Annotated in this window: 10 protein-coding genes; 8 read left to right on the top strand and 2 right to left on the bottom strand. The window is 60.9% G+C overall.

The window, feature by feature from the left end; translation table 11 throughout:
• Together lnt and G9U53_RS33780 are read left to right on the top strand one after the other, a co-directional pair.
• A partial coding sequence (gene lnt, locus G9U53_RS32205; protein ID WP_165639924.1) for an apolipoprotein N-acyltransferase occupies positions 1 to 935 on the top strand: 935 nt, incomplete at its 5' end.
• Between the two features lie 24 nt (positions 936 to 959).
• A complete protein-coding gene (locus tag G9U53_RS33780) occupies positions 960 to 1,370 on the top strand; it encodes a PASTA domain-containing protein (RefSeq protein WP_058228112.1) in 411 nt (136 codons plus the stop codon).
• A gap of 294 nt (positions 1,371 to 1,664) precedes the next feature.
• Here the strand turns inward: G9U53_RS33780 and G9U53_RS32195 are convergent, their stop codons facing one another.
• On the bottom strand, positions 1,665 to 1,991 hold the full coding sequence (locus G9U53_RS32195; protein WP_051720984.1) for a metal-sensitive transcriptional regulator: 327 nt from the start codon (positions 1,989 to 1,991) through the stop codon (positions 1,665 to 1,667).
• A 521-nt stretch (positions 1,992 to 2,512) separates the two neighbouring features.
• On the opposite strand from G9U53_RS32195, the gene G9U53_RS32190 reads away from it, so the two are divergent.
• From G9U53_RS32190 to G9U53_RS32165, 6 genes are all read left to right on the top strand, one after another.
• The gene (locus G9U53_RS32190; protein WP_030537778.1) at positions 2,513 to 3,355 is read left to right on the top strand and encodes a F510_1955 family glycosylhydrolase; all 843 of its coding nucleotides are present in this window, start codon (positions 2,513 to 2,515) and stop codon (positions 3,353 to 3,355) included.
• Positions 3,356 to 3,362: 7 nt separating this feature from the next.
• Positions 3,363 to 5,282, top strand: a complete 1,920-nt coding sequence (locus G9U53_RS32185) for a copper resistance protein CopC (protein ID WP_165639923.1) — start codon at positions 3,363 to 3,365, stop codon at positions 5,280 to 5,282.
• A gap of 519 nt (positions 5,283 to 5,801) precedes the next feature.
• The gene (locus G9U53_RS32180; protein ID WP_223304577.1) at positions 5,802 to 6,473 is read left to right on the top strand and encodes a DUF305 domain-containing protein; all 672 of its coding nucleotides are present in this window, start codon (positions 5,802 to 5,804) and stop codon (positions 6,471 to 6,473) included.
• Positions 6,474 to 6,616: 143 nt separating this feature from the next.
• On the top strand, positions 6,617 to 7,843 hold the full coding sequence (locus tag G9U53_RS32175) for an Ig-like domain-containing protein (RefSeq protein ID WP_037127158.1): 1,227 nt from the start codon (positions 6,617 to 6,619) through the stop codon (positions 7,841 to 7,843).
• A gap of 399 nt (positions 7,844 to 8,242) precedes the next feature.
• Positions 8,243 to 8,602, top strand: coding sequence for a BlaI/MecI/CopY family transcriptional regulator (locus G9U53_RS32170; protein ID WP_019747377.1), 360 nt, complete (start codon positions 8,243 to 8,245; stop codon positions 8,600 to 8,602).
• Entirely contained in the window at positions 8,599 to 9,546 is a 948-nt protein-coding gene (locus G9U53_RS32165; protein WP_019747376.1) for a M56 family metallopeptidase, read from the top strand. Before G9U53_RS32170 ends, G9U53_RS32165 begins: the two co-directional genes overlap by 4 nt.
• 239 nt (positions 9,547 to 9,785) lie before the next feature.
• Here the strand turns inward: G9U53_RS32165 and G9U53_RS32160 are convergent, their stop codons facing one another.
• The gene (locus G9U53_RS32160; RefSeq protein WP_051720982.1) at positions 9,786 to 11,015 is read right to left on the bottom strand and encodes a prolipoprotein diacylglyceryl transferase family protein; all 1,230 of its coding nucleotides are present in this window, start codon (positions 11,013 to 11,015) and stop codon (positions 9,786 to 9,788) included.
• Positions 11,016 to 11,265: the final 250 nt, after the last annotated feature.

Here is an 11,265-nt window from a genome sequence, read left to right as displayed (position 1 = left end):
TGGTGACCGGTTCTCCCGGTGCCGCCCCTGACGAGGTCGTCACTGCGACCGTCGTTCAGGGCAACGTGCCGCGACTCGGCCTCGATTTCAACGCCCAACGCCGAGCGGTGCTCGACAATCATGTTGCCCGCACCGAACAACTCGCAGCTGAGGTCACAGCGGGCCGAGCAGCCCGGCCACGACTTGTCATCTGGCCCGAAAACGCTTCGGATATAGATCCTTTGACGAATCGGGATGCGGCGGATCGACTGGACCGAGCAGCCCGTTCTATCGGCGCCCCGATCCTGGTCGGTACGGTCCTGCAGGGCGAGCCAGGAACATCGATCAACAGTGCCATGGTCTGGGATCCGACGGACGGCCCTGGGCAGCAACACATCAAGCGGCAGCTTGTGCCCTTCGGGGAGTACCTGCCGCTCCGATCGATCGTTAGTGCGGTGTCGTCATATGCCGATTCTGCGGGCAATTTCGTTGCCGGGAACGGGAACGGCGTCGTCGACCTCAACGGAATTCAGGTAGCTGTTGCCACGTGTTACGAGGTGGCCTTCGACGATCTGGTGACCGAGTCCGTCAAGGCAGGAGCCACCGTCATCGCGGTTCCCACCAACAACGCGACCTTCGGCCGGACCGAGATGACCTTTCAGCAGCTGGCCATGTCGCGGGTGCGGGCGGTCGAACACGGCCGCAGTGTGCTGATCGCAGCAACCAGCGGTGTCAGCGCAATCATCACGCCAGCGGGTGTGGTGCGTCAACAGAGCGAGATCTTCACAGCACAAGCATTGACCGACGAGATCGCCGTTCGCTCCGATCTCACGTTGGCAACACGTGTGGGTTCGATTCCGGAACTCGCGTTGTCTGCGATCGTGCTTTCTCTCGCCGCTTCGGCACTCTTCAGAGGCATGTACCGGGTTCGGCGGGGTGAAAGAACGAGAACATGAATTACTATGCATGATAGTAATTCAGTGTCGGTGCCAGTGCACAAGCGAAACGAGTTCACCAATGACGATTTGTACGGCGGCAATGAACCTGCCCGAACGTGGTACAACGCGATGGGACCGATCGCGAGCAACTTCGGACCCATCACGCTACCCCCGCTGGACCAGAAATATGTTCGCGGTTCGGCCGGGGATCAGGTACCCGACGTGGTCGGGATGACCGAGTCCGCCGCAACATCTCTGTTGCAGAACGCCGGGTTCAAAGTGACGGTCTCCCTCACGTCAAGTCCGAGCGCGAGAGGGACAGCAACCGCGACAGCTCCGTCGGGAGCGGCACTTCCGGGCTCCACCATCACCCTGTACATAAGTGACGGATCCTCGACACCGAGCACCACCACGACGAGCCCATCACCGTCAGATACCCCAGGCCCACGATAAGCCCGGGTGCGCCACCATGATGCTTCGGCGATCCCCACCCGGTGGGGACTGCCACCGCACGCGCTCATCATGAACTCGATTCCCGTCGAGGACCTCGGATCCCGGTTGTGGCGAGCAGAAATCGCTCCGGAATACGGAACATGCGGAGTGCTTCCCTATGTGCCGCCCGCTCCCGCATTCAAAAAACATGATTCGATCGTAACTACATTCTAAGTAAATGACTTTCGATAAAACGGCATCGAAATTCCGCCCCACCGACTAGTAGATCGTTTCGGACATCAGATGGGAGGGTCCTCACGAATTCACGAGCCGTCTGATCGCCTCGGCGGCCTCCCTGATCTTGGCGTCGGATTCGGCGCCCCCTCTTGCGGCGGCATCGACGACACAATGACTGAGATGGTCTTCGAGCAATTCCATAGCTACTGCATGCAGCGCTTTTTTCATCGCCGATATTTGGGTAAGGATGTCAATGCAGCACCTTTCTTCTTCAACCATTCGCTGCAGCCCTCGCGACTGACCCTCAATACGCTTGAGGCGTTTGAGGTACAAGTCCTTTGCGCTGATGTATCCGTGGGTCGCATAGTCACGACGGCCTGGACCAACCGGATTAGTTGTGCCCACGAGATTCCCCTGGTCTCGTCGCCCGTAGTGGGCCAGACGCGAAATCACGTCGTCTCCATGGTGGGCGACAATCGATTGGACCTGCCCTGGCTACGGTGTAGTGCAGCAGTGGCACACACGAAGGCACGTTGAGCAGCATCCCGTCTGTATGGGCGCTTCGCCAACTGCAAGATCTCCGGGTAAGTGACCACACGAGAAGAACTCTCAATCATTCCTGCCACCAGGGCTAGGCAGTACCGCTGCACCCGCCCTGTGTTCAAACTTCCTGCCCACCGCCGGTTGCGCCACCAATGACGCGATGCGCCGTCATCCCGTCGACCCGTGCGTGGGACCAGACCAATTGCACCTCCCTGCCGTATCAGATCAGGGGCTTCGACGGCGAGCATTTCCCTTGCACTAGACCATTGCAGGGGGTGAATTCGCAGCCAGCCAACACCCTCATCTACTATGCATCTTAGTAGATAAGGTACCAGTCGCCCGGAAATGTTGCCATCCCTTCGAATACAGGACGAGACACCCAGATGCCCAATAGTCGTCGTGCGCGAACGTCCCCAATCGTGGGGCTCGTCGGCGCCGCTCTCATCGCCGTTTCTCTTGCGGCTTGTTCGACGCAGGGAAACGACGACAAGGCCGGCCAGTCCATCGTCCCGCCCATACCAGGGGTGGAGCTCACACCCGAACTTGACCATCTGCACGGGTTGCATATCAACGCCGATGGCACCATCTTGGCGGGTACGCATCGCGGACTGTTCGCGATCGGAGATTCGGGCGACACAGTGCGAGTGGGTGATTCCGACGACGATTTGATGGGGTTGGCGGGCGTGGCGGGCAGTGACACGCTCTTTTCCTCAGGGCACCCGGGACCGTCCAGTACCGCAGCCAACCCACTTGGCCTACGCACCAGCAACGACGGCGGCCGAACCTGGACGGATAGCTCGCTCGCGGGACAGGTCGACTTTCATTCTCTGGTTACAGATGGCACGACACTCGTCGGCTTCGACGGGGCCAGAGGTGTCACGGTGTCGAAGGATCAGGGAAAGTCGTGGGAATCCGGCGGTGCCCTGGGTGTGGCGTCCCTCGCTCTCACCGAGAGTGGGACATGGGCTGTCACCTCGTCAGGGCTGCAGTACAGCAGCGACGACGGGCGCACCTTCACAAAGTTCGCTGGAGCGCCGTCCATGGTGCTGATCGCGGGCTCCTCGGATGCACTGTGGGGGGTCGATCAAGATGGATTCGCCTGGCGGAGCAGGGAGGGAAAAGGCTGGGAGAAGCGCGCTAATGTCGGAGCAGTCGAAGCGTTGACTGCGGCGAGTTACGACAGCGCGTACGCGGCGACTTCTCAGTCTCTGTATGCCTTGAACTGACCTGAACATGTCGTTGTTCGTTCGAATGTTCCAGAGCATCACACTTGTGCTCGTTGCGGGAGTCCTTGTGGTTCTGGGCGCCGGCATCGCCAACGCTCACCCCACGCTGCTCTTTACCGAACCTGGCTCGGAGACTGCCGTTTCCGAGCCTCCGCAAGCCATCACCCTGATCTTCAACGAACAAGTCACCGCCGGGACCGATGCGATCAAAGTCCTGGACGGCGCAGGCCGTGAGAGCCCGATGGAGGCAGCAGAGTCGTCCAAAGGTGGCCGTGCAATCACTTCCCGGCTCTCGGATGCTCCGTCGCCGGGCACCTACACCGTCCGGTGGCAAGTGATCGGCGCAGATGGTGACCTCGTCGAGGAAGACTTTCGGTTTGCCGTCGGCCTCGCTTTGACCGACAGCGGCGGTGGCGACGACAGCGCCTCGACCTCGTGGACGGAAACCGTGCTCCGGTGGCTGCTGTTCGTCGGGTTCGCCCTCGCGCTCGGGACACTTGTCGCGGAGAGATTGTCGTCTGTACCGCACGCCGAGAACCCTTCGTTGAAGAAGTTGCGCACCTGGTTTCCGGCCGGCGCTTGTATTGCTTTGGTAGGTGTTGCAGGCCTTATGGTTTCGCTCGCCGCTTCGTCCAGCGTTGCTGCGCTATGGCAAGAACGTGCGGGCATCATCTTGCTCGTAGAGACGTGTGGGCTCATGTTGGCCTTGGCGCTGAAAGCCGCGGGGAGCCCCAGACTTGCGAGCGCAGCCCTTCTGCTGGTCATTGCCGCCGAAGGGCTGCGCTCGCACGCAAACGTCGTCGCTCCCGGATGGGGCGCGTTTCTCACCGCCGTTCATCTCGCGGCAGCGGCAATCTGGGTCGGCGCTTTGCTCCACACGGTTCGCACTGCATTCGCGTGGCGGGGTCAGCATGCCCCGGTTCGGTGGGTCGTGGCCGGTTACACACGACTTGCGCTGTGGACCTTCATCGTCGTCGTGACCACCGGTACGATCTCGGCATTGTTGCTGATCCCCGTTGCCGCAATGTTTTCCACCCCGTACGGGCAACTTCTGACGGTCAAACTACTCTTCGTCATCGCCGCCTCGGGTGTGGCGATATCTGCACGGCGGACGATGCGCAGAACTGAACAAGTGGGCAAACTGCGCAATCAGATTCGTATCGAGAGCATCCTCCTGATCTCCGTGCTCGCCATCAGTGCTGCATTAGTCTCGACGGCGCCTGCCAATTCACCCGCCCAGCCGGGACCACCTGCAGCCATCGGTCCGGTTCTGCCGCTGGGAACATTGGCTGGACAGATTGGGGTGAGCGTCGCCGCCAGCGAAGGGCAGCTGGTGGTTCGACTGTCGACTCCGCGCCGCGTCGACTACTACGCTCAGGAACCGGACCAGGAATACACCTTGATCGGCGCACTGCGGGCGAGCGGGCAGAACACTTCCCTTCCCTTGCGCGGGTGCGGATCCGGATGCTTCGTGGCGCAAGCCGATTGGCCACTGGGTGAAAGCATGCTCACGCTCGAGGCCGCGGCGACAGGGTGGCTGGGCGGGACGGTCAGCATGTTAATTCCATGGCCTGTTCAGTCCGGGGACACCGATCTCGCTCGAGCCGTAGATATCACCCGCACTCAGAAGAATCTGACCTTTTACGAATCGGTGACCAGTGATGCCGCAAACGTCGGACCCGAACCTCAGCAACTAAGTCTGTCCAGCGAGTTCTTCCTCGCCCAGGAGCCGTATGCGGACGGGACTGCGCCCATCGCGGTGCGCTTACCCAGCGCCGGACGGCAACTCCGTCTGGCATTGGGCTATCCGGCTGCGGGTATGAACGTACTGCTCGACCTCGACCAAACTGGACGAATAGTTTCCGAAACACTAAGCGATGCAAAACATCTCATCACCCGCACCTTCGTCTACCCCGAAGTGAACTGATGGGGGAGAACTGACGAGATATTCACGTCCAGTGAACTGTCACCGTGCAATAGGAACGGAAGCTGCGATGATCTCCCCTTACTCGTTCATTCACCCCTGCCAGTTCTGTCGCACCCGCGCACTGGCCGCGCCCAGGCCTTCGAAATTCCTACGGCATACGCAGGGTGACGAACCGGTAGCGGTGGCTCTGGCCTGCAGTCTGTTCAACCACTCATCCCCTGCTGTCGCTTGTCTTGATCACCGCAACCTTCTGATTGCAGGTTCCACCGTCACCTCGCTGGTCCTGCCCGGCGCGCACGACACCACGCTGATCACCGCGACAGTCGTCATCGAGCGCGAAGACAAGGATCATACCGGCACGCGTGAGTGGAGGGTTGCACGTTCCCCTGTTGCCGCAGACGTGCATCGTGCACGACACCTTGCCCCTACACAACCAACTGTCGGCGCTGCGGATACGACAGACGCTCATAGCGGAACTACTGACCATCCGAGTCGACGGCCCCTCCCCAGAAGAATTTTTTGCACAACAACACATTCCAGGAGAAAAATATGATGCTTACACGTGCTGTTTCCACACGTATCGCAGTCTCAGCGGGGTCTGCCGCCGGTCTGATGCTGATCGCCGGCTGCGGCGGCCATGACATGAGCCAAATGTCGAGCAACGACAGCGGAAACATGTCCAACTCCTCCGCGGCCTCGCAGCCCAACGGCGCCAACAGCGCGGATATGCAGTTCGTCGCGATGATGTATCCACATCACGCACAGGCCGTCGAGATTGCAAAGATGGTTGACAGTCGCACCACCAATCCTCGAATACTCGAACTCGCCGCTTCGATCCAAACCGCTCGCGGGCCCGAAATGGATCAGATTGCAGCGCTCATCGAACAATGGGGTCAACCTACGTCCGACGCCACCTCCCCTGTGGACTCCATGGATGGAATGGACCACGGCGGGGTTGATTCAGGAATGATGTCCCAGCAGCAGATCGCTCAATTGGAGGGGCTGCGCGATGGGGACTTCGACACCGCGTGGCTGAAGATGATGATCGAACATCACTCCGGCGCGATCGCGACGGCCCAATCGGAACTATCCGATGGCGACAACGCCGACGCCAAGCAATTGGCTACCGATATCATCGCCGCACAGCAGTCCGAGATCACCGCGATGCAAGCACTTTTGCAACAGAACTGATCCGGAAACTGGCGAGTGGCTAGGCCTGTCCGTCGAAGCCTCTCTTCTCGTTGTCCGCTCTGATCTTCCATCTGATTACTTGCGTCCCTTGCGAATCACTGTCTTCGTCGGCGCTCCCCACCCACTGACGTGAAGGAACAATTATGGCCTCAACACGGCATACAGGGTTAGTCGTCCTTGTCCTTATGGTCGCAACGCTGACAGGATGCACCTCCACAGCACCGCAGTCCGCACCGAGTGACACGGGTGCGCCCGCCGAGAACGACTCTCCTGTCTCCGCGCTGGTGATGACTCCTTCCGGGGGGACAGATACCGTCAACCCCCTTGATCCGGTCACGGTGGAATCTGTTGGCGGGAGGCTCGACTCGGTAGTGCTCACCGAAGTGGGCGGGGCTGTGGTCGATGGCATCTTCACCCCTGACCGGCAGGTGTGGAAACCCGGCGCGTCCTTGGACTACGGGAAGACCTACACGATGACAGCGTCAGCCACCCAAAACGATGGCTCACGTCTCGATCAGTCCAGCACCTTCTCCACAGTCAAGCCGCGGAACCTGACCAAACCATCCTTCGTGACGGCCGGGGGTAACCTCCTCACAGATGGTGGCACTTTCGGGGTAGGGATCGTTATTGTCACGCATTTCGACGAGCCGATCCTCGATCGTGCAGCGGCGGAGAAAAGCCTGACTGTGCAAACGTCGGTGCCGCTCGAAGGCTCGTGGTACTGGGTGGATGACCAGAATGTTCACTGGCGACCTCGTGCGTACTATCCCCCCGGCACCGAGGTCACGGTCCGGGCTGCGGTCTTCGGCGTCCCGCTCGGTGGCGGACTGTTCGGACAGGAAGACGCCACGACTGCATTCACCATCGGCGACTCGCATATCGCCGTCGCCGACGATACGACCAAGCAAGTGACGGTCACGAGCAACGGCAAAACTGTGCGCACTATGCCGACATCGATGGGCATGGGAGGAACCGAGCTCGTCAACGGCCAAACGATCTCCTTCTGGACCCAACCAGGCATTTACACCGTCCTCGATCAGGCCAACCCCGTGATCATGGACTCGTCGACCTACGGACTTCCCGTCAATTCCCGGCTGGGGTACAAGGAAAAAATCAACTACGCCACCCGAATAAGCACCGACGGAATTTACCTTCACGAACTCGAAGACACAGTCTGGGCGCAAGGCAATACCAATGTTTCACACGGCTGCTTGAACCTCAGTCGCGCCAATGCTCAATGGTTCTATGATTTTTCGCTTCCCGGAGATGTCGTGGAGATACGCAATACCGGCGGCGCCCCTCTCGAATTGTGGCAGAACGGCGACTGGAGTGTGCCGTGGGACCGATGGTCGGAAGGCAGCGCGCTGTAAGACCTGTCGCCCTGCCGGCAAACGATGCTGAATCGCAAACAGAAGCTCCGCGCGAGACGTTCTCCCGTAGTCGACGCGAAAGTGCTGGATAAACCTTTTGACACTGTCAGAGCTGACAGGGGTTCGGCAGATCGTCACGGGAGGAGGTCGCCAGACACCGCCGCCGTATCGGGGCGGCGACGGGAAGCAGAACAGATAGTATTTCTACAGGGCTTCGGTTCGCCGTCTCGGCAACCTCCAGCGTGCAGAGTCGACACGACACCCTCATCGAGCGGTCCCACATCACTGTGACCGACGAATCACCGACAGCGCTGGTTGGGCCCCGTACGAAAGCGACGGAGGTTGCAGGTTGGGCACTCGCACGGTGCGGTGACGAATGCAGCTCTACGAGGAGGAAAAATGCAAGGTCTGGGAGAGCTCGAGGCGCTGGTGATGGATGTGCTGTGGCGCTCCACCGAACCGGTCCGTGTGCGCGACGTCATCGACGGCCTCGATGACGACCGTGAACCGGCGTACACGACGGTGATGACCGTCATGGACAATCTTCATCGCAAAGGTTGGGTGCATCGTCAGCGAAACGGGCGCGCGTACTGGTACGAAGCCACGCGAAGCCGCGAGGAAGCGGCAGCTGACGGGTTGCGCGCACTTCTCGAATCCACCGGAGACCCGACCGGGGTCCTGTTGCATTTTGTTCGCGGGACATCCGACGTCGAATCGAAGATCCTGGCGCGTGGATTGCGTGAACGAGGCAAGAAGTGACAGCCGTCCTCGCGTGGGCGGTCGGTGGCCTTCTCGTTGCCGCACTCTCCCCGCTGTTCCTCGGATCGATGATGCGTCGCGGCGTTGATCCGCATGTCGTCCTCGTCTTGTGGGGCGCTCTGGCACTCGGAACTGTAGTGAGTATCAGTGTCCCGGTGATCTTGAGCCTTTTACCCAGTCACGGTGGTGTCTCGTCGCTGATCGAATTCGCCCACAGCTGTTGGCTCGCCCTTCACGACGACGCGCCGGCCAGGCTCGAGACGGCGGTGGGTGTACTCGGTGGGTCAGCCCTGGTCATCGGGGCGGTGCGAGGCACCGTCCATCTGTTCAGCTTCTCCCGCACTCGCCGCGAGCTACACCAGCAGCACCTCGGGTTGCTGCGCATTCTGGGGGGTGCACGGTCCTCGTCACTGCTCTGGCTCCCGGTTTCTGTGCCCTTCGCCTACAGTATCGCTGGGCGCCCCGCGCTTGTAGTTGCGAGCGACGGATTGAGAGATCAACTCGACACCGAGGCTCTTGCTGCAGTACTCGCACATGAACGAGCACACATCACGGGGCGGCACCATCTGCTCGTCAGCGCAGCTCAAACGCTCGCCTACGCGTTTCCGTGGCTTCCGATCATGCGATCTTCGCCCCCATTGGTCCGTGCGTTGGTGGAAATCGAAGCCGACTCCCGAGCCGTTCGTCAGCATGGGCGCGAATCCGTGCACCGCGCACTCTGCAGTATGACACCTCACGAGGTGCCCGTGGCGGCTCTGGGAATAGCGCAGGATTGCCTGGCGTTGCGACTTGATCGTCTGTCCTCCCACCGCACCCACCACCCGGCGCCCATTCGCTACCTCCGCACCCTTGCTGCCTGCGGAACGGCGATCGTCCTACCTGCGGCGCCTCTTCTGGCGCTACTGGGTGCGATGGCGATGGCTTCATGCGCAGCAGGTGCTTGAAACAGTGCGAAACCGGGTCGTGGACGAACAAGGAGTCCGGCCCGCAGGGGGCCAGTGCTCAAGGCCGGTTCACCCCCTCCTCGAACTGAACCGGCCTCATGCACCGAACGCGGCGCCAATCGAATTGGCCAGATCCCGCGCGAAACTTGATTCGTGGCCATCCCAATTTTCGTGAGACTCACCTTCTGCGCACGTGGCATCGGCAGAAAAGCGCAAAAGGCTACTACTCTGGGTCACGATCACACCACGCCCAGCAGAATCGTCGCGACGATGACAATTCCGCATGCCGCGCTGGTCAGAAGCCGCCCGCGCCGTGTATGAGGGTCCGCACGATAGGGGAACAACCCTTGACGGACCCACGTGTAGATAGCCGCGGCGACAACGAATACTGCTCCGTCATAGGGCGTTTCGGTGCCGTAGAGGACGAAAATCAGTGTCGCGAGGCCGATGATCAAGCCTGCGAACGCTTCGATCAGTTGCACGGGGATTCGGCGCACCGCGAGAGTCCGGTCCGAAGCCCACATTCCCCATCTCGACCTGGTAGGTCGACCCGAACAGCATCCTGTCAAAAAGCATCCCGGGCGCCCGATCGCAATCCCGAGAAACAACCCGGGCGTTGTCATGTCCAGTAACACACCGACGCCCAGACCGAAGGCTGCTCCGCCGAGCACCAATACCGCGAGCGACACCACCAAAAATCCTTGTATGCATGCGCCGGCAGAGACGAATTTTCGAAGGCTCTGGCGGTGAAGTGCCAAGTACCAGAGCTTCGCACCCACGTAGCCGAGAAGGCAGCCGAGGATCGAAATGAGAACTGCCGCAGTGGCGTTCTCGCTCATACGGGTCAAGAGCAGTGCCTGCATGACGATGGCGAACACTGCACCCAAACCGACCAACAGCGGCCACGTCCAGAGTCGCACGCCGGGCCCGTGCACCAATGGCGCTGCGGTAGTCCAGGCCGTGGCGGTCTGCGGAGCTGCGATGTCGAACTGCCCGGTGGTGTCGTCCGGAGTTTCGATGCGCTCGGCACTGACAGTCCAACTACCAGTGGCGATTCCGCGGATTCTCGCAGTCACCGCGAAGCGTTCCCCCGCTGGAACACCGTTGACGTGGGTGACCCTCTCGAAACGTTCCGGTTCGCTGCCCGGGCTGTTGCGGGCTCCTCGGAACAGAATCGACAGATCGGAAGTAACCTCGGGCGATTCTCCCCAGTACGTTGCTGCGAGCCCCTGTGGTTCTATCTGCGTGAACGCTTCAGCGCACCCACCGCCGGGCGCAGCGAGTTCCGTTGCAGCGGTCGACTCGTCGTCACCCAATGGCCGGGCAACGCGTTCAGTGCCCGATGGCTTGGTGGGCATCGCCTTTTCGGCGATGGCCGGCGCCGGCGGTGCTTGAGCCAAGGCCGAGGCTGGCGTCGGCGCTGCTTTACTCAGATACGCCGCTGCGGCCGCTGCGGCCAGTTCTTCCACGGCACTACCGGCCGGACTGGGCCTAGCACGGGGTGTTGTGCCGACTTCGTCGTGCGGTCGTGAAGTGGGGTTCCGCTTCGGTGACGTGGCGCGTCGGGCTCGACTCTGCGTCGTAGACCGCTGTTTCGCGCGGGTTTTGGTTGATTTTTTGCTCACCGTCGCCCCAATCTCTCGGTTGGCGCGGATGCCCACCGAACTACTAAGGTCGATAGTAGCTGAACTACGAACCTGGATAGTAGGTAGAGGTCGA

Origin of the sequence: Rhodococcus sp. D-46 (assembly GCF_011290655.1) — a bacterium.
GTDB lineage: Bacteria > Actinomycetota > Actinomycetes > Mycobacteriales > Mycobacteriaceae > Rhodococcus_F > Rhodococcus_F qingshengii.
This window is presented reverse-complemented; position numbering and strand designations above follow the sequence as displayed.

Excerpts from the sequence above, each read along its gene's own strand:
- G9U53_RS32175 (WP_037127158.1), top strand. The coding sequence starts at position 6,617 with ATGGCCTCAACACGGCATACAGGGTTAGTCGTCCTTGTCCTTATGGTC.
- G9U53_RS32185 (WP_165639923.1), top strand. The coding sequence starts at position 3,363 with ATGTCGTTGTTCGTTCGAATGTTCCAGAGCATCACACTTGTGCTCGTT.
- G9U53_RS32190 (WP_030537778.1), top strand. The coding sequence starts at position 2,513 with ATGCCCAATAGTCGTCGTGCGCGAACGTCCCCAATCGTGGGGCTCGTC.
- G9U53_RS32170 (WP_019747377.1), top strand. The coding sequence starts at position 8,243 with ATGCAAGGTCTGGGAGAGCTCGAGGCGCTGGTGATGGATGTGCTGTGG.